Origin of the sequence: Lolliginicoccus suaedae (genome assembly GCF_008312885.1) — a bacterium.
Taxonomy (GTDB): Bacteria; Actinomycetota; Actinomycetes; order Mycobacteriales; family Mycobacteriaceae; genus Lolliginicoccus; species Lolliginicoccus suaedae.
In genome coordinates, this window is record NZ_VSSO01000004.1 from 67,655 (window position 1) to 85,078 (window position 17,424).

The 17,424-nt window shown below is 68.0% G+C and carries 18 protein-coding genes; 2 read left to right on the forward strand and 16 right to left on the reverse strand.

The window, feature by feature from the left end; genetic code table 11:
* The first annotated feature begins 177 nt into the window (after nt 1-177).
* Both FXO18_RS12090 and FXO18_RS12095 read left to right on the forward strand, forming a co-directional pair.
* Nucleotides 178-525, forward strand: coding sequence for an ArsR/SmtB family transcription factor (locus tag FXO18_RS12090; protein ID WP_149361391.1), 348 nt, complete (start codon nt 178-180; stop codon nt 523-525).
* Entirely contained in the window at nt 522-959 is a 438-nt protein-coding gene (locus FXO18_RS12095; protein ID WP_149361392.1) for a Fur family transcriptional regulator, read from the forward strand. Before FXO18_RS12090 ends, FXO18_RS12095 begins: the two co-directional genes overlap by 4 nt.
* A 135-nt stretch (nt 960-1,094) precedes the next feature.
* Here FXO18_RS12095 and FXO18_RS12100 read toward each other — a convergent pair whose 3' ends face one another.
* The 16 genes from FXO18_RS12100 to hemW all read right to left on the reverse strand — a co-directional run bounded on the left by FXO18_RS12100 (nt 1,095) and on the right by hemW (nt 17,404).
* The gene (locus FXO18_RS12100) at nt 1,095-1,910 is read right to left on the reverse strand and encodes an isoprenyl transferase (RefSeq protein ID WP_149361393.1); all 816 of its coding nucleotides are present in this window, start codon (nt 1,908-1,910) and stop codon (nt 1,095-1,097) included.
* Between the two features lie 67 nt (nt 1,911-1,977).
* A complete protein-coding gene (gene recO, locus FXO18_RS12105) occupies nt 1,978-2,754 on the reverse strand; it encodes a DNA repair protein RecO (protein ID WP_149361394.1) in 777 nt (258 codons plus the stop codon).
* Nucleotides 2,755-2,785: 31 nt separating this feature from the next.
* Nucleotides 2,786-3,586 (reverse strand): response regulator transcription factor, encoded by an 801-nt coding sequence (locus FXO18_RS12110; RefSeq protein ID WP_149361395.1) that lies wholly within the window; start codon nt 3,584-3,586, stop codon nt 2,786-2,788.
* Between the two features lie 74 nt (nt 3,587-3,660).
* A complete protein-coding gene (gene pstB, locus FXO18_RS12115; RefSeq protein ID WP_149361725.1) occupies nt 3,661-4,554 on the reverse strand; it encodes a phosphate ABC transporter ATP-binding protein PstB in 894 nt (297 codons plus the stop codon).
* A 76-nt stretch (nt 4,555-4,630) separates the two neighbouring features.
* The gene (gene pstB, locus FXO18_RS12120) at nt 4,631-5,455 is read right to left on the reverse strand and encodes a phosphate ABC transporter ATP-binding protein PstB (RefSeq protein WP_149361396.1); all 825 of its coding nucleotides are present in this window, start codon (nt 5,453-5,455) and stop codon (nt 4,631-4,633) included.
* A gap of 5 nt (nt 5,456-5,460) precedes the next feature.
* The gene (pstA, locus tag FXO18_RS12125) at nt 5,461-6,372 is read right to left on the reverse strand and encodes a phosphate ABC transporter permease PstA (protein ID WP_223114735.1); all 912 of its coding nucleotides are present in this window, start codon (nt 6,370-6,372) and stop codon (nt 5,461-5,463) included.
* The gene (gene pstC / locus FXO18_RS12130; RefSeq protein ID WP_149361398.1) at nt 6,369-7,358 is read right to left on the reverse strand and encodes a phosphate ABC transporter permease subunit PstC; all 990 of its coding nucleotides are present in this window, start codon (nt 7,356-7,358) and stop codon (nt 6,369-6,371) included. Before pstC ends, pstA begins: the two co-directional genes overlap by 4 nt.
* Nucleotides 7,359-7,475: 117 nt before the next feature.
* The gene (gene pstS / locus FXO18_RS12135; protein ID WP_149361399.1) at nt 7,476-8,546 is read right to left on the reverse strand and encodes a phosphate ABC transporter substrate-binding protein PstS; all 1,071 of its coding nucleotides are present in this window, start codon (nt 8,544-8,546) and stop codon (nt 7,476-7,478) included.
* 183 nt (nt 8,547-8,729) lie between these two features.
* A complete protein-coding gene (era, locus tag FXO18_RS12140; protein WP_149361400.1) occupies nt 8,730-9,638 on the reverse strand; it encodes a GTPase Era in 909 nt (302 codons plus the stop codon).
* Nucleotides 9,628-10,983: a hemolysin family protein gene (locus FXO18_RS12145; protein ID WP_149361726.1), complete on the reverse strand. Its 1,356-nt coding sequence runs from the start codon at nt 10,981-10,983 to the stop codon at nt 9,628-9,630. Before FXO18_RS12145 ends, era begins: the two co-directional genes overlap by 11 nt.
* 29 nt (nt 10,984-11,012) lie before the next feature.
* Nucleotides 11,013-11,558, reverse strand: coding sequence for an rRNA maturation RNase YbeY (gene ybeY, locus FXO18_RS12150; RefSeq protein WP_149361401.1), 546 nt, complete (start codon nt 11,556-11,558; stop codon nt 11,013-11,015).
* 103 nt (nt 11,559-11,661) lie between these two features.
* Complete coding sequence (locus FXO18_RS12155) at nt 11,662-12,765, reverse strand: PhoH family protein (RefSeq protein ID WP_407936470.1); 1,104 nt, start codon at nt 12,763-12,765, stop codon at nt 11,662-11,664.
* 168 nt (nt 12,766-12,933) lie between these two features.
* A complete protein-coding gene (locus FXO18_RS12160; RefSeq protein ID WP_149361402.1) occupies nt 12,934-13,698 on the reverse strand; it encodes a 16S rRNA (uracil(1498)-N(3))-methyltransferase in 765 nt (254 codons plus the stop codon).
* Nucleotides 13,699-13,702: 4 nt separating this feature from the next.
* Nucleotides 13,703-14,857 (reverse strand): molecular chaperone DnaJ, encoded by a 1,155-nt coding sequence (dnaJ, locus tag FXO18_RS12165; protein WP_149361403.1) that lies wholly within the window; start codon nt 14,855-14,857, stop codon nt 13,703-13,705.
* Nucleotides 14,858-14,974: 117 nt separating this feature from the next.
* The gene (hrcA, locus tag FXO18_RS12170) at nt 14,975-16,009 is read right to left on the reverse strand and encodes a heat-inducible transcriptional repressor HrcA (protein WP_149361404.1); all 1,035 of its coding nucleotides are present in this window, start codon (nt 16,007-16,009) and stop codon (nt 14,975-14,977) included.
* 195 nt (nt 16,010-16,204) lie between these two features.
* Nucleotides 16,205-17,404 carry a radical SAM family heme chaperone HemW gene (gene hemW, locus FXO18_RS12175; RefSeq protein WP_149361405.1) on the reverse strand — a complete coding sequence of 400 codons (1,200 nt, stop codon included), beginning with the start codon at nt 17,402-17,404 and terminating at the stop codon, nt 16,205-16,207.
* Nucleotides 17,405-17,424 lie beyond the last annotated feature (20 nt).

The following is a 17,424-nucleotide window of genomic DNA, read 5'->3' on the forward strand; positions in this document are numbered from 1 at the left end:
CACTGCGGGGCCAGCCGGGGGGACTTCTCAGTCCCGGTCAGTCTAGGCAACGCCGGGACGAACGCTAAACCCACCCGGCCTGCCACGGACCGCCCCACCCTTGACATGCAAGTCCATGCATATAATCATGGTTATTGTTTCCATTAATGTGAGGAGCTCACCCTGACCGGCACCGGCATCTTCGACGACAGCAGCGAGGTCGAGCACACCAAGCCCACCACCCCCGCGGCGCCGCTCCCACCGCAGCGCACCCTCGTCGCTGCGGGCGAGCTGCTCCGCGCCCTCGCCGCACCCGTGCGCATCGGCATCGTGCTGCAACTGCGCGAGTCCGAGCGCTGCGTGCATGAGCTCAAGGATGCACTCGGCGTCACCCAGCCCCTGATCAGCCAGCACCTGCGCGTCCTCAAGTCCGCGGGCGTCGTGGAGGGCGAGCGCTCCGGCCGCGAGGTCCTCTACCGGCTCGTGGACGACCACCTCGCCCACATCGTCGCCGACGCCATCGCACACTCGGAGGAGACCCGATGAGCACCAATCACCCCACCAGCACCGGCAAGCGCGCCGCGCCCACCATCGGCGTGCGCTCCACCCGCCAGCGCAGCACCATCACCGCCCTGCTCGATGACATCGACGAGTTCCGCTCCGCCCAGGAGCTCCACGACGTGCTGCGCCAGCGCGGCGAGACGATCGGGCTCACCACCGTCTACCGCACCCTGCAATCGATGGCCGACACCGGCGCGGTAGACGTCCTTCGCACTGACACCGGCGAGGCGATGTACCGCCGCTGCTCGAGCTCGCACCACCATCACGTCGTCTGCCGTGAATGCGGATACACCGTGGAGGTGCACGGGGACGTCGTCGAGAAGTGGACCGCGTCGGTAGCGAAGGCCAACGGCTTCGCGGACGTATCCCACATCGTCGAGATCTTCGGCGTATGCGGGGAATGCCAGCGCAAGGGGTAGACGGCGTGCTAGACCGCAACGCCACGAGTGTGCGAAAAACGACAGGATTTCACGCTAGAGCTGTCGTTTCTCGCACACTCGCGGCCGAGACAGCAGCACACTCGCGACCGAGGCAGCCGCCTCGACGCGGATCCCCTAGCTAGGGTTCACCCCGCCGTAGCGGCGGTCCCGCTTGGCGTACTCGACGCAGGCTGCCCAGAGATCACGGCGGTCGAAGTCAGGGAACAGGGTCTCCTGGAACACGAACTCGGCGTAGGCGGATTGCCACAGCAGGAAGTTGGAGGTGCGCATCTCGCCGGAGGGCCGCAGGAAGAGGTCGACGTCGGGCATGTCCGGCTCGTCGAGGTGGCGGGCGAGCATGGCCTCGGTGATGCGGTCGGGGTTGAGCTGCCCCGCCGCGGCCTTGCGGGCGAGCTCCCGGGCGGCGTCGACGATCTCCGCGCGGCCCCCGTAGTTGACGCACATGGTGAGGGTGAGCTTGGTGTTGTCCTTGGTCATCTCCTCGGCGATCTCGAGCTCGCGGATGACGCTGCGCCACAGCCTCGGCCTCCGCCCGGCCCAGCGCACCCGCACGCCCATCTCGTGCATCTCGTCGCGTCGGTTGCGGATGACATCGCGGTTGAAGCCCATGAGGAAGCGGACCTCCTCGGGGCTGCGGCGCCAGTTCTCGGTGGAGAAGGCGTAGGCCGACAGCCATTGCACGCCGATCTCGAGGGATCCGCACACGACGTCCATGAGGACGGATTCGCCACGCTTGTGGCCCTCGGTGCGAGGCAGGCCACGTTGCTCGGCCCAGCGCCCGTTGCCATCCATGACGAGGGCGACGTGGCGGGGCACGAACTCGGCAGGCAGCCGGGGCGGCGTCGCGCCGGAGGGATGCGGGTCCGGGGGCCGGATCTCGCGCGCTTCGCTTGCTGCTGTCTTCCGCCAGGAGGATCGTCGCTGTGCCACGGTCTCATCTTGCCTGACAGGCCGCGCGGGCCGGGAACGGGGACGCACCCGGCAGAGGAAGCTGCTCCTAGGCGGGAGCGGCGACCGGGTCGGGCGCGGGGCCGGTGTGAGGGCGGGATCGCTCGATGAGCGGCAGGGTGCGCAGTTGCCGCTCGAGGTGCCATTGCAGGTGCGCGGCGGTGAGGCCGCTGGCCTGGCTGCGCACCGTGGGAGTGCTGGCGAGGGCGTGGTCCCAGTGCCCGTGCACGAGGGCGCTCATCAGGGCAAGCACGTCCGCGCTGGGCGTGGCGGCACCAGCGGGCCGGCAAGCCACGCACACGGTGCCTCCTGCGGCGACGTGGAAGGCGCGATGCGGGCCGCTGGTGCCGCAGCGGGCACAGTCCTGCAGGGCGGGCGCCCATCCGGCGAGGCCCATGGCACGCAGGAGGTAGGCGTCAAGGATCAGCTCGGAGGGGCGATCATCGGCGACGAGGGCACGCAGCGCGCCGACGGTGAGGTGGAACAGCCGCGGGGCGGGGGCGTGCTCCTCCCCGGCGAGGCGCTCGGCGGTCTCGAGGATCGCGCAGGCGGTGGTGTAGATGCCGTAGTCGGTGACGGTCTCGGCGGCGAACCCGTCGAGCACCTGCACCTGGGTGACGATGTCGAGGTTGCGGCCGGGGTAGAGCAGCACATCGACGTGGTTGCCGGGCTCGAGGCGCGCGCCGAACTTGGAGCGGGTGCGGCGGATGCCCTTCGCGACGGCACGGACGATGCCGTGCTCGCGAGTGAGCAGGGTGAGGATGCGGTCAGCCTCGCCAAGCTTGTGCTGGCGAAGCACGATCGCGCGTTCCTGGTATAGCCTCACGTGCCTAGTGTGCCATCGGGGTACGACATGTTCATCGCGGCGCGCGCTGGTCCGGGACCGCACGACGCGCGGGAGGCGATGCGTGCCGCTCGGGAACCTGGAACTGGTAGCCGAGCCCGCGGATGGCGCGCAGCCATTGGGGGTCATGCTCGTCGTCACCGAAGCGCTTGCGGAGCCGCGCGATGTGCACGGTGAGGGTGTTGCTGTTGGTGGCGCTGCTCCCCCACACGGCGTGGACGAGCTCGGTGCGGGGCACCACCATGCCGGGCCGCTCGGCGAGGTAGCGCAGCAGCAGGTACTCGCGGGGCGGCAGGCGGAGGCAGTCGCCGTCGATCCACATCTGCGGCGCGGCGCCGTCGATGCGGAGCCTGCCGAGATCGATGGTGCTGCGCCTGGCCTCCTGGATGGCAGCGCTATTGAGGTAGGACTGCACGATCACCGCGAGCTCCTGGGTGCGGTACGGCTTGGGCACCACGATGTTCGCCGCGGTGGAGGCGCGCGCGACGAAGTCCCCATCGCTGGGTGCCGCGGCGACAAGGATGGGCAGGTCCGGATCGCCCAGGCGCACGAGCTCGAGGAACTCCAGGGAGCTGATCAGGCCACCAACGGGGGCGAGCACGACAAGGTCGGGCCGGAGCCTGCCGACGATGAGCAAGGCCTCGGCGGGCTCGAGGCAGGCGTGCACCGTGTAGGGCTGTCCGCGCAGGCCCTCGGCGAGCGCGGTGACGGCGGCCTTGTCATCGTCGATGACGAGGACCATCGGATGGTGGCGGACGGTTGCTGGATCACTGAGCTCGGCTAGCTTGCGCGCACCAACGAACGCGACATCCATGTTCGCCACCACTGCGTTGTCACTTCACTTTCTGCTCGGGCCCTGCCTGCAGCGAACGGCGCGGGCACGCACCATCAGCCGAAGCGGCCGGAGATGTAGTCCTCGGTGCGCTGGTCGGCGGGGTTGGAGAAGATCTTGGCGGTCTCGTCGTACTCGACGAGGCGACCGGTGCGATCACCATGCTCGTCGGCCTCGGCAGTGAAGAAGGCGGTGCGCTGCGAGACGCGCGCGGCCTGCTGCATGTTGTGAGTGACGATGATGATGGTGAATTCCTCGGCGAGATCGGACATCAAGTCCTCGATCTTGAGGGTGGCGATGGGATCGAGCGCGGAGCAGGGCTCGTCCATGAGGATGACCTCGGGCTTGGTGGCGATGGCCCGGGCGATGCACAGCCGCTGCTGCTGGCCGCCGGAGAGCGCGAGTGCGCTGCCCTTGAGGTTGGTCTTCACCTCGTCCCAGATGGCGGCCTTGCGGAGGGCTTCCTCCACGAGATCGTCCATGTTGTCGACCTGCATGTTGGTCACGCGGGGGCCGTAGGCGACGTTCTCGTAGATCGACTTCGGGAAGGGGTTGGGCTTCTGGAAGACCATGCCGATGCGGCGGCGCACCTCGGTGGCGTCGACGCCCTCGCCGTAGATGTCGGTGCCCTCGAAGCGGACCATGCCTTCGACGCGGGCGCCGGGGATCAGGTCATTCATGCGGTTGAGCGACCGGAGCACCGTGGACTTGCCGCAGCCCGAGGGGCCGATGAGGGCGGTGACCTCGTTGCGCGCGAAGGTCATGTTCACGTCGCGCACGGCGAGGTGCTTCTTGTAGAAGACCCGGACGTCGTCGCAGGTGATGGCGGGGCCGCTGCGGCTCGCCGACCTCGCGGGGCGAGCCTCCCCCAGGTTGATGCGCAGGCCGGGCTTATCGCCAGCGCCGGTGGTGTGGGACAGGTCCGTGCCAGTTGACGTCACATGGGCCATGGGGTTCGCTCCTCGCGTGGTGGGGTTCTCGTCGGTCCGGATGGTCGGGGTCTCCTGCCCGTCCGGGGACGCGGCGTCAGCCGAAGCGGCCACTGATGTAGTCCTCGGTCCGCTTGTTGGTGGTCTTGGTGAAGATGTAGTCGGTGCTGGCGAACTCCACGAGCTCTCCAGCGCGGCGATCGCCGTCACCGTCCTCGACGCTGAAGAAGGCGGTCTTGTCAGACACTCGCGCCGCCTGCTGCATGTTGTGCGTCACGATCACGATGCTGAAGGATCCCGCGAGCTCGCGGATGAGATCCTCGATCTTCAGGGTAGCGATCGGATCGAGCGCTGAACAGGGCTCGTCCATGAGCAGCACCTCGGGCTCGACGGCGATCGCGCGGGCGATGCACAGGCGCTGCTGCTGCCCGCCAGAGATTGCGGTGCCGCTTTCCTTGAGCTTCTTGTGCACCTCGTCCCAGAGGCCAGCACGCCGCAGCGAGTTCTCGACGAGGTCATCCATGTTGCCCTTGTAGCCGTTGAGGCGGGGGCCGAAGGCGACATTGTCGTAGATCGACATCTGGAATGGGTTGGGGCGCTGGAAGACCATGCCGATTCGGCGGCGCACCTCGCCCCCATCGATATCGGACTCGTAGATGTTCTCGCCGTTGAAGCGGATCTCGCCGTCGACGCTGGCGCCGGGCACGAGGTCGTTCATGCGGTTGAGCGACCGGAGCAGCGTGGACTTGCCGCAGCCGGAGGGGCCGATGAACGCGGTGACCTCGTTGCGGTTGATGGCGAAGCTCACATCCCGCAGAGCGGTGAAGCTGCCGTACTTGACCGATACCTGATCGATCTCGAAGACCGCATCCTTGGCGGCAGCGGACGACACGGTCGAGCCGGTGGATTCCTGCACTGTCATCACTATCACTTCCGCTTGTTGGATCGGGCACCGATGACGCGGGCGGCAATGATCATGATAAGGACGAGGCCGAACAGGCTGAGCGCGCCACCGAAGGCTCGCTCGAGGCCCGCCTCGAAGGGCTGCCGGGCACCGTTGTAGATCTGCAGCGGCACGGCGGCCTGGGGATCGCCCTGGAACGTCGTCACGAGGAACACGGAGCCGAGCGCCGTGAGGATGAGTGGCGCGGTCTCGCCGATGCCTCGTGCCACCGCCAGCATGGAGCCGGTGATCAGGCCGGGGCCAGCAGCGGGCAGCACGGTGCGCATGATGGTCTGCGCCTTGCCCGCGCCGAGGCCGTAGGAAGCGTTGCGCCACTCGTCGGGAACGAGCTTGAGCATCTCCTCGGCGGAGCGGGTGACGATGGGCAGCATGATGATGGCGATGGCGACGGCCGCGGCGAAGGTGCCGAAGCCGAGCGAGACCCATCCCGAGACCAGGAGCCCGTAGACGAACAGGCCGACGAAGATCGAGGGGATGCCGGTCATGACGTCGGTGAAGAACCGGATCACCATGGAGAGCTTGCCCGTGCCGTACTCGACGAGGTAGATCGCGGTGGCGATGCCCAGGGGAACGGCCATGAGGATGGCGAGGCCCGTGATGTAGAGGGTTCCGAAGAAGCCGGCCAGGTAGCCGCCGCCCTCGCGCGTATAGGGGGGCTCGTTCTCGGTGAAGAACTCGAGGCCGATCACGCCTGCGCCCCGGTAGGCGATGTAGGAGATGATGAGGACCAGCGGGATTGCCGCGATGGCCATGCCTGCGGTCAGCAGGCCGCTGAAGATCGTGTTCGAGATGGTGCGCCGACCGGCATTGCCGGCCCGGTTGCGCAGGCTGCGATGCTCCGCGCCGGGGGTGGGCTTATCGAGCTGGGTGGTCATACTGCTGAGTCTCCCGTCATGCGACCGAGCCGCCATACGATGATGCGAGCGACAACGTTGACGATCATGGTGACGACGAACAGCGCCACACCGATCGCCATGAGGCCCCGGACAGTCTCCGGAGTGGCGTCCTGGAAGGTCGCGGCGATGTGCGCGGCCATGGAGTCACCGCCCTGGACGAGGCTGGAGCTGATCTTCTGCGTGCTACCGATGAGGAACAGCACGGCGACGGTCTCGCCGAGCGCGCGGCCAAGCCCGAGCATGGTGCCACCGACGATGCCGGACAGGCTCGACGGCAGGATGACCTTGCGGATGACCTCGAATCGGGTCGCGCCGAGGCCGTAGGCGGCGTGCTGCTGCTCGATCGGGTTGACGAGGAATACCTCGCGGAAGATCGCGGTCATGATCGGCAGGATCATGATGGCGAGCACGATGCCGGCGCTGAGGTAGCTGGTGCCGAAGACAGGGCCCTCGAGAAGGAAGAACCAGCCGAAGACATCGGCGAGCGGCTCGAGGACGAAGGGCCGCAGCACGTTGGGCATGAACCAGAAGAAGCCCCACATGCCGAAGATGATGGACGGCACCGCGGCGAGCAGCTCGACGCTGTAGGAGAGCGGACCACGAAGCTTGCTCGGGGCGAGCTGCGTGAGGTAGAGCGCCACCCCGATGGCGAGCGGCAGGGCGATCACGATGGCGATCAGCGAAGTGACCAGCGTGCCGTAGATGAACGGCCAGGCACCGTACGTGCCGGTGATCTCGTCGCGTGAGTATCCGGCTTCCCAGTCCGTTCCGAAGAGGAATCCGAAGAAGCCCTCCTTCTGGAAGATCGGCCATGCGTCCTGGGTGGTGCGGATGACCATCAGGGCGAGGATGATCAGGACGGTGGTGGCCGCGATGGCCATCGTCCAGCGGAATATGGGGTCTGCGAAGCGACCGCGGGAGCGGTTTCGCAATTCGGGACCACTAGGTGGTGTGAGTACCGACATGGGGTCTTGTCTCCGTATGTCTGCGTCGGGGCAAGGGTGGTGCTGGGGACGCGGTCCAGCGCGGCCGGCGATGACCGGCCGCGCTGGGGTTCTACCGCCTAGCAGTCACTGAACGAGTCAGTTCTGCGAGTTGATGCGCTCGACCTGCTCGAGGACGCGATCCTTGAGGCCGTCGCCCATCGGGGCGTAGCCAAGCTCGAGAGCGAGGTCATCGGCTTCCTGGTCGGTGAGGACCCAGGTCCAGTAGTCCTTGAGCATCTCGGCGGTGTTCTCGTCGTAGCCGCACTCGTAGGCGAAGATCCAGTTGGTGCCGGTGATCGGGTAGCCCTCGCCACCGATGCCATCGATGGTGAACTGGAACGACTCGGGGATCTCCGCTTCCTCGGAGGCCGCGGTGGTGGCCTCGAGGGTCGGGTAGATCGCGTTGCCATCCGAGTTGACGACGGCCGCCTGGGGCAGGCCCAGCTCGAGCGCGTACGCCTGGTTCACGTACCCGATCGCGCCACTGTTCTGCTCGACCTGGCCGGAGACGCCCTCGTTGCCCTGGCCACCGATGGTGCCGTTCGCCCACTGGACCTCGGTGCCCTCGCCGAACTCATCGGCCCACTCCGCATCCTCGGTCGTGAGGAAATGAGTGAACACGAAGGTGGTGCCGGAGCCGTCCGAGCGATGCACGGGGATGATGTCGAGGTCAGGCAGGTCCATGTCCGGGTTGAGTTCCTGGATCGCCTGATCGTTGTAGTTGGTGATGTCGCGGGAGTAGATGTCGGCGATCACCTCAGGAGTGAGGACCATGCCATCGAGCGCCGGGTCGTTGAACACCATGGCGACCGACCCGAAGATGACGGGGAACTGGATGGCCTCGCAGCCGCGGCCGTCGGTGGCCTCCTGGAGGGCCTCATCGGTGAGGAAGCGCTCGGAGGAGCCGAAGTCGACGGTCTGGCGCAGGAACTGCTCGATGCCGCCGCCGGAGCCGATGCTCTGGTAGTTGATGCGCACGCCGGGCTCGGTCTGCTGGTAGGAAGCAGCCCACTCCTGGAAGACCGGGTTCGGGAAGGACGCGCCAGCACCCGTCAAGGTGCCGCTGAGCGAGCCCTCGCCCCCACCGTTGTCACTGCTGCAGGCCGCGCCGAATGCCACGACCGGCACGGTCGCGCCGAGGGCGACCAGGGAACGCCACTTGCCCATGCTTTTTCTCCTTGGAAGAGTTCGTTCTCGTTTCGGCGGTTCCGCCAACCAAGGTGAACGTAACCGGTTCGCATGAACGAGGAGTGCCTGTAGGCAAACGCAAGGTGAACAGAGCCGATCGCCGCAATGAACCTCTTCGGGGCACGTGTCCTGGGACACAAGGACAAGGGCGTCCGGTTCGCCCTAGAAGCCCAGCTTTCCCAGCTGTTTGGGATCCCGTTGCCAATCCTTTGCCACCTTGACATGCATGTCGAGGAACACCTTGGTGCCGAAGATCCGCTCGAGCTGCGCCCGGGCCGCGCTGCCCACGGCGCGCAACCGGGTGCCACCCTTGCCGATGATGATGGACTTCTGGCTAGGCCGCTCGACGTAGAGGTTCGCGAAGATGGTCAGCACCGGCTGGCCCTTCTTGTTGGTGCTGTCCTTGAGCTCCTCGATGACCACCGCGAGGGAGTGGGGCAGCTCATCGCGCACGCCCTCGAGCGCCGCCTCGCGGATCAGCTCGGCCATGAGCACGATCTCGGGCTCGTCGGTCAGCTCCCCCTCGGGATACAGCGCCGGGCCCTCGGGCATCATCGTGCGCAGCAGCTCGGTGAAGCGCTCGACGTTCTCGCCGGTCTTCGCCGAGACCGGGATGACCTCGGCCTTGTCGCCGAGCTGCTTGGACACGGCGATGAGCTGCTCGATGACCTCGGCCTTCGATACCTTGTCGATCTTCGTGACGACCCCGATCACCGGCGTGCGGGGCGCCACCGACTGGAGCTGCTCGAGGATCCAGCGATCGCCGGGACCGATCTTCTCGTTCGCCGGGATGCACACGCCCACGGCATCGACCTCGGCGTAGGTATCGCGCACGAGGTCATTGAGCCGCTGGCCGAGGAGGGTGCGGGGGCGATGCAGGCCGGGGGTGTCGACCATCACGATCTGCCCATCCTCGCGGTGGATGATGCCGCGGATGGTGTGGCGGGTGGTCTGCGGGCGCGAGGAGGTGATGGCGATCTTGGTGCCCACGAGCGCATTGGTCAACGTTGACTTGCCCGTGTTGGGGCGGCCGACGAGGCAGACGAACCCGGATCGGAAATCAGTGGTCATGGTGGTGTTCCTTTGTCTTGTCCGGGTGTGGGCTGGCATCTGCCGTGGCTTCGCCGGGTCGAGCATCGTCGCTCTCGGTGGCCCCGGGCTCATCGTCGACTTCCCGGCTCGCGAGCACGGTATGGATGCGGACCCTGCCGCGCAGGTCCTTGCCCCCCTCGGCGATCAGCCGGATGCCGTTGATCCGAACCTCGGAGCCGGGCAGCGGGACACGTCCTAGCTCGTGCGCGAGCAGTCCACCGACGGTCTCGACGTCCTCCTCGATCCGCTCGTCGAATAGTTCGCCGAGATCATCGATGGAGATGCGCGCCGAAACCCGGAACATGCCATCCTCGAGCGAAACCACGGGGGGCGTCTCGTCCGTATCGTACTCGTCGGCGATCTCGCCCACGATCTCCTCGAGGATGTCCTCGATCGTCACGATGCCTGCCACGCCCCCGTACTCATCGACGAGGACGACCATATGGTTGCGGTCGCGCTGCATGTCGGCGAGCAACACGTCGAGCGGCTTGGTATCGGGGACGAACACCGCGGGCCGCATCAGTTCCCGCACGAGGACGCTGCGCCCGCCATCGACCGCCGTGTATGTCTTGGTCACCAGGTCCTTCAGATAGACGACACCGCGGATGTCGTCGACGTTCGAACCGACCACGGGGATGCGCGAGTGCCCGCTGCGGATCGCCAGCGATGTGGCCTGCCCCGCATGCTTGTCCTGCTCGATCCACACCATCTCGGTGCGCGGCACCATCACTTCCCGCGCGATCGTGTCACCCAGGTCGAACACGGACTGGATCATGCGATGCTCGTCCGCCGCGACGACACCACGCTCCTGCGCGAGGTCCACGAGCTCGCGCAGCTCGATCTCGGAGGTGAACGGACCATGCCGGAAGCCCTTGCCCGGGGTGACGGCGTTGCCCAGCAGGATCATGCCCCGCATGAGCGGGCCCAGCAGCGTGCCCAGGACGCGCAGCGGGAAGGCGACCGCGGCCGAGATGCCGTAGGCGTGCTGGCGGCCCAAGGTGCGCGGCCCCACGCCGATGAGCACGTAGGACACGACGACCATGACGATGGCGCTGAGCACGAGCGCCCAGTGCGTCTCGAGCCGGTCGAGGAGAAGGGACGCGAGCAGCACCGTCGAGCCGATCTCGCAGACCACTCGCAGCAGGATCGCGAGGTTGATGTATTCCGCGCGGTCATCGACGAGACGGCGCAGACCCCGCGAACCGGTGGCTCCCGACTCGGAGAGCTCCTGGACGCGCGCCACCGACAGAGTATTGAGGGCGGCATCGATGGCGGCGAAGACACCGCCGAGAAGGACCAGAAGGGCAATGATGGCGAGCAGCATGGCGTCGACGCTTTCCGTGGCCGGTCCCGTCACCGATCCGAGGAGTCGTCGAGGAGACCGACCTTGCCGAGCAGGCGCCTGTCCCGCTCGACCTGCGCGGCCTTGCGGGCCTTCTCCTCCTGCGCGGCGACCCAGTCCGCGAGCAGCTGGTTCTGCAGCCCGAACATCTCTTTCTCCTCGTCCGGCTCGGCGTGGTCGTAGCCGAGCAGGTGGAGGACCCCATGCACGGTGAGGACGGCGAGCTCATGCTCGGGCGAGTGCCCTGCTTGCTCGGCCTGCTCGGCCGCTACCTGGGGGCAGATGATGATATCGCCGAGCATCGCTGGACCTGGATCCGCGGCATCGGGACGCCCGCCCGGGGTCAGCTCATCCATCGGGAAGGACATCACGTCGGTGGGGCCGGGCAGGTCCATCCACTGCACGTGCAGCTCCGCCATGGTCTCCTTGTCCACGAAGACCATCGACAGCTCCGCGGCCGGGTGCACATCGAGACGGTCGAGGGCATATCGCGCCACCGCCATCAGGCGCTTAGCCGGTACTGCCACGCCGCTCTCGTTGCTGACTTCGATGCTCACCCTGCGGTGCTACCTTTCATGGTTCTGCTGGCCCAGTGATCATGCCGCGAGCGCGATGCGCTGCCGACGGTGCTCATACCCTACCGCCCGCGCGCGGCGGCTCCTACCTGCGCGGCAACCGGTGATCGGGGCCACGGCGGCGCGGACCATCCCCCACCGGCCTCGGCCCGGCGGACCGCTCGGCATCCTCGAACCGCGCGTAGGCATCGACGATGTCGGAAACGAGCCGGTGGCGCACCACGTCCTTGCTGGTGAGCTCGATGCGCGCGATGCCATCGATGCCCCGGAGGATCTCGGAGGCCACGTGCAGGCCGGAACGGGTGCCCGAGGGCAGGTCCACCTGCGTCACATCACCGGTGACGACGATCTTCGACCCGAAACCGAGCCGGGTGAGGAACATCTTCATCTGCTCGGGGGTGGTGTTCTGGGCCTCGTCGAGGATGATGAACGCATCGTTGAGCGTGCGGCCACGCATGTAGGCGAGCGGCGCCACCTCGATCACTCCGGCCTGCATCAGCTTGGGGATCGCCGCGGGATCGAGCATGTCATGCAGCGCGTCGTACAGCGGCCGCAGGTACGGGTCGATCTTCTCGTTGAGCGTGCCCGGCAGGAACCCGAGGCGCTCCCCCGCCTCCACCGCAGGACGCGTGAGGATGATGCGGGTGACATTCTTCGATTGCAGCGCCTGCACGGCCTTGGCCATGGCGAGGTAGGTCTTGCCCGTGCCCGCGGGCCCGACGCCGAAGACGATCGTCGACTCGTCGATGGCATCGACGTAGGTCTTCTGGTTCACCGTCTTTGGGCGGATGGTCTTGCCGCGCCGGGAGACGATATCGAGGCTGAGCACCTCGGCGGGCGAGTCATGAGTGCCCTCGGTGAGCATCGCGACGCTGCGCTCCACGGCATCGAGGGTGAGCGCCTGGTCCCGACCCACGATGGTGAGCAGCTCATCGAGCACGCGCTCGGCGAGCGCCACGTCCGAGGCATGACCGGTGATGGTCACCTCGTTGCCACGCACATGGATATCAGCGTTGAGCAGGCGCTCGAGCAGGCGAAGGTTCTCGTCCGCCGAGCCGAGCAGCGGGAGCACGGTGTGGGGCGGCAGCTGCATGCTCGACCGCACCGAGCGCTCGAGGGCAGAAGCGGCCGCCGACTGGATTGGCGCCGACTGGGCCGACGTGTTCTGGTCATCGTCGTGGTCCGACACGATGGGTCGCGAACCTGCTTCCTGGTAGCTATGCGGGGACCTCGCGGTGCGCGTGATCCGGATGGCTTCAGTCTATGCCGGGTTGCCGCTCGGCGTCGCGCGAGAATTCCGCGCGCCCCGCGGCGGATGGTGGGCCAGGACGGCCCAGCGCCACACTAGCGGGGACCGTCAGTCGATGGGGGTGGTGCTCCACTTGGCGGTCAGCACACCGAGCGCGCCGAGCGCCACCGCGCCCGCCGTGGAGGTTCGCAGGACCGTCGGCCCGAGCAGCGCGCAGCGAGCGCCCGCGCCCACGAAGAGGTCCAGCTCCTCCGGAGCGACCCCGCCCTCGGGCCCGATCACCAGCAGCAGCTCGGATGCCTCCGACAGCGGGATGTCGTTGATGTGGCGCATCGAGGACTCATGCAGGACCAGGGCTATTCCACCGGCGCCGACCGTGGACTCGATGAGCTCGACCACCTGCTGGGACGAGTGCTGGTCGCGCACCTCGGGGAAGTGGGTGCGGCGGGCCTGCTTGGCTGCGGCGAACGCGGTCTTGCGCCACTTGTCCACGCCCTTCTTCATCTTCAGGCCCTCCCAGCGGGCCACGCAGCGCGATGCCGACCACGGCACGATCACATCGGCACCGGCCTCGGTGACGAGCTCCACCGCTAGCTCGGATCGCTCCGACTTGGGCAAGGCCTGCACGATGGTGATGCGCGGACCATGCGGCGGCACCTGCGCGCGCTCGGTGACCCGGATCTCGACAACGTCCTTCGCGGTGCGCTCCACGATGCCCCGGGCAGTGCCTCCCGCGCCGTCGGTGAGCACGAGCTCCTCGCCGACGCGCATGCGGCGGACGGTGGCCGCATGGTGCCCCTCGGGGCCCGTGAGCACGACGAGCCCGCCATTGTGCTCGGGCAGGACATCCAGGTGGAAGATCGATGCGGCCACGGCGCTAGTGACCGCTCACGAAGTCGCGCAGCTTCGAGAAGATCTTGCTGCCATGGTGCGAGCCGCTCGTGACCACCTCCGCGGAATCGCGGTGCCGGGACTCCCGGAAGGAGCGCAGCAGATCGGCCTGCTTGTGATCCAGCTTCGTCGGCACGACGACCTCGAGGTGCACGTACAGGTCACCGCGGCTATCAGCGCGCAGCCGCGGCATGCCCTGGCGGGGAACGGTCGCCACCGCTCCTGGCTGCGTGCCCGCCTCGACATCGATCTCGATGGGCCCGTCTATGAGGCTCTCGAGGGTCACGGTGGTGCCGAGCGCGGCATCGACCATCGGCACTCGCGCGGTGCAATGCAGCGCATCGCCATCGCGGACGAACGTGTCATGGGGCTGCTCGACGACCTCGACGTACAGGTCGCCAGCAGGGCCGCCGCCCGTGCCGACCTCGCCCTGGCTGGCGAGGCGGACCCGCATGCCGTTGGCCACCCCGGCAGGGATGCGGACGCTGATGTCGCGGCGGGCCCGCACGCGCCCATCTCCGCTGCACTTGCGGCAAGGGTCGGGGATGATGCTGCCGAAACCGTTGCACGTGGGGCAGGGGCGGCTGGTCATGACCTGGCCGAGGAAGCTGCGCTGCACCGATTGGATCTCGCCCGCGCCGCGGCACGTATCGCACTGCACGGGCTTGGAGTCGCCGTTGGCGCCGGAGCCGTGGCACAGATCGCACAGGATGGCGGTATCGACGGTGACCTGCTTGGTCACGCCGCGCGCGCACTCCGCGAGATCGAGGCGCACCTTGATGAGGGCATCGGCACCCGGCTGGACACGGCTGCGCGGACCGCGCGAGCCCATGCCCTGGCCACCGAAGAACGCCTCGAAGACGTCGCCGAGGCCACCGAAGCCCTGGCCGTTGAAGCCACCGCCAGCGCCTGCGCCCGCGGGCCCCTCGAGGGGGTCGCCGCCCATGTCGACGATCTTGCGCTTCTGGGGGTCGCTGAGCACCTCGTAGGCCGTCGTGGCTTCCTTGAACCGGTCCTGCGCGGCTGGGTCAGGGTTCACGTCCGGGTGGTACTCGCGCGCGAGCTTCCGGTACGCGCGCTTGATCTCCTGCTCGGTCGCGGACTTCGTCAGCCCCAGCGTCCCGTAGTAGTCACGTGCCACGTCTGTGTCTCGTCCTGTTCTCGCTCTGCGAATCGTATGCCCTGCCGTCGCGGCGGACGACGGCCATTGAACGACGGTACTCGCTCATTCCCGAGTTGCCACATCGCCAGCGCCTCGTCATCGCGCTGACAGCACCTCGCCGACATATCGGGCGACCGCGGAGACCGCGGCGATGCCCCACGGATAGTCCATGCGGGTCGGTCCCAGTACTCCCACCCCTCCGAAGGTGGTGCCCGCCGATCCATAGCCCGTGGTGATCATCGACGCGCTGCGGATCTGCTCGTCCTCCATCTCCTCACCGATGCGAACGGTCACCATCCCGGGCTGCTGCACCGCGGCGAGAAGCTTGAGCACCACCACCTGCTCCTCGAGCGCCTCGAGGACGGTCAGCATGCCCGTTGGGTTCCCGCCGAAGTCCGCGGCGTTCGCGGTGAGGTTGGAGGTGCCACCGAGCACGAGCCGGTCCTCGCTGCGCTCCACGAGCGTCTCGACGAGCACGGTCGCCGAGCGCACCACCGCGTCCCGCACATCCTGCGGCGCCTGCGACGCGAGCTCGGCGACCGCCACCGAGGCCGCCGCCAGCCGCTTGCCCTCGAGCGCGGCGCCGAGCAGCGAGCGCAGCCGGGACACCTGCTCGTCGTTGATGACATCGCCCAGCTCCACGAGCCGCTGGTCCACCCGCCCGGTGTCCATGATGACCACGAGCAGCAGCCGCGCCGGGTTCAGTGGCACGACCTCGATATGCCGCACCGTGGACGAGGTCAATCGCGGATACTGCATCACTGCGACCTGCCGGGTGAGCTGCGCGAGCAGCCGCACCGCCCGATGCAGCACGTCATCGAGGTCCACGCCGCCCTCGAGGAACTCCATGATGGCGCGGCGCTCCGGCTGCGAGAGAGGCTTGATCTCCGCGAGCCGGTCCACGAACTGCCGGTAGCCCCGGTCAGTAGGCACGCGCCCCGACGAGGTGTGAGGCTGGCGGATGTAGCCCTCGGCCTCGAGCACGGCCATATCGTTGCGGACCGTGGCCGAGGACACCCCTAGGCTATGGCGGTCCACGAGCGTCTTCGATCCCACGGGCTCATGCGTGGAAATGTAGTCGGACACGATTGCCTGCAGCACGGCAAAACGCCTGTCCTCCGGGCTTGGCATGCGTCCACCACCTCCCCGTATTCCTCGGTGCGCGCCGGCATGCGCCGGCCTCGCGGGCATCCGGATCCCCCTGCCGGCCCTCCCCGCGAGGGAAGCCGTGGCGTTGCCGCCGGGCGATCCGTGGTCGACCTCCTATTTTAGCGCCCTCCGCGGTGCTGCCGTGGTTGCCTCGGCCACACCCGCGCGCGACGCGGCTCAGCTAGCGGCCGCGATGCGCCGCACGACGGCATCCGCGAGCAACCGCCCGCGGCCGGTGAGCACGAGCCGATCATCATCCTCGGCGCCGAGGCCCTCGTCGATGCACGCCCGCGCCGCCGCGAGCTCGCGGGGCCCGAGCAGCGACAGATCGAGGCCGCTCCGCATCCGGACCTGCAGCATGATCTGCTCGAGATGTTGATCGTCCGCGGTGAGCTCCTCCCGACCGGCGATCGGCAGCTCGCCCCCATCGAGGGTCTCGGCGTAGCGCGCGGGATGCTTGGCGTTCCACCATCGGATGCCCCCGAGATGACCGTGCGCGCCCGGCCCCGCGCCCCACCAGTTGTCGCCGTTCCAGTAGCCCAGGTTGTGCCGGCACTGCGCCGCCGGGCCCGACGCCCAGTTGGAGACCTCGTACCACTCCAGGCCTGCCGCGGACAGCCGCTCGTCGATCATCTCGTAGCGAGCAGCGAGCACATCGTCGTCGGGCGCGGGCACCACGCCCTTGCGGACCCGCCGGGCCAGCGCCGTGCCCTCCTCCACGATCAGCGCGTAGGCCGACACATGATCGACGCCCGCGTCGAGCACCGCATCGAGGGTCGCAGCGAGGTCCGCGTCGGTCTCGCCCGGCGTGCCGTAGATCATGTCGAGGTTGATGTGCTCGAACCCCGCAGCGCGTGCCTCCCCGGCCGCCGCCACGGCCCGCCCCGGGGTGTGAGTACGGTCCAGGACAGCAAGCACGTGCGGAGCCACCGATTGCATGCCCAGAGACACCCGGGTGAATCCCGCCTCGCGCAGCGCGCCGAAGAACTCCGGCGAGGTCGACTCGGGGTTGGACTCGGTGGTGACCTCGGCTCCCTCGGCGAGCCCCACGGTGCGACGGATCACGCCGAGGACATCGCCCAGCATGTCCGCGCCGACCAGCGACGGGGTACCTCCACCGATGAACACCGTGCTCGCGGCGGGCGCGCCGGCGCCGCATGCCTCGACGGCGAGCTCGAGCTCGCGGGCGAGGGCGGCGAACCAGGAGCCCGGCGAGGCGCTGGTGCCGAGCTCGCCCGCGGTGTACGTGTTGAAGTCGCAGTACCCGCAGCGCGTGGCGCAGAACGGTACGTGTACATAGATGCCGAGCGGCCGGTCCGGCAGGGTGGCGCGCGCCCGCTCGGGGAAGACGGATCGGGCGTCGCTGCTCACGGGCATGTCCTCGCTATCGTGCTGGG

Bases quoted from the DNA above. Each gene is read 5' to 3' on its own strand.
- FXO18_RS12110 (WP_149361395.1), bottom strand. From the start codon at position 3,586: ATGGATGTCGCGTTCGTTGGTGCGCGCAAGCTAGCCGAGCTCAGTGAT.
- pstB (WP_149361396.1), bottom strand. From the start codon at position 5,455: ATGACAGTGCAGGAATCCACCGGCTCGACCGTGTCGTCCGCTGCCGCC.
- pstA (WP_223114735.1), bottom strand. From the start codon at position 6,372: ATGACCACCCAGCTCGATAAGCCCACCCCCGGCGCGGAGCATCGCAGC.
- pstB (WP_149361725.1), bottom strand. From the start codon at position 4,554: ATGGCCCATGTGACGTCAACTGGCACGGACCTGTCCCACACCACCGGC.
- pstS (WP_149361399.1), bottom strand. From the start codon at position 8,546: ATGGGCAAGTGGCGTTCCCTGGTCGCCCTCGGCGCGACCGTGCCGGTC.
- hemW (WP_149361405.1), bottom strand. From the start codon at position 17,404: ATGCCCGTGAGCAGCGACGCCCGATCCGTCTTCCCCGAGCGGGCGCGC.
- era (WP_149361400.1), bottom strand. From the start codon at position 9,638: ATGACCACTGATTTCCGATCCGGGTTCGTCTGCCTCGTCGGCCGCCCC.
- FXO18_RS12145 (WP_149361726.1), bottom strand. From the start codon at position 10,983: ATGCTGCTCGCCATCATTGCCCTTCTGGTCCTTCTCGGCGGTGTCTTC.
- hrcA (WP_149361404.1), bottom strand. From the start codon at position 16,009: ATGCCAAGCCCGGAGGACAGGCGTTTTGCCGTGCTGCAGGCAATCGTG.
- FXO18_RS12095 (WP_149361392.1), top strand. From the start codon at position 522: ATGAGCACCAATCACCCCACCAGCACCGGCAAGCGCGCCGCGCCCACC.
- pstC (WP_149361398.1), bottom strand. From the start codon at position 7,358: ATGTCGGTACTCACACCACCTAGTGGTCCCGAATTGCGAAACCGCTCC.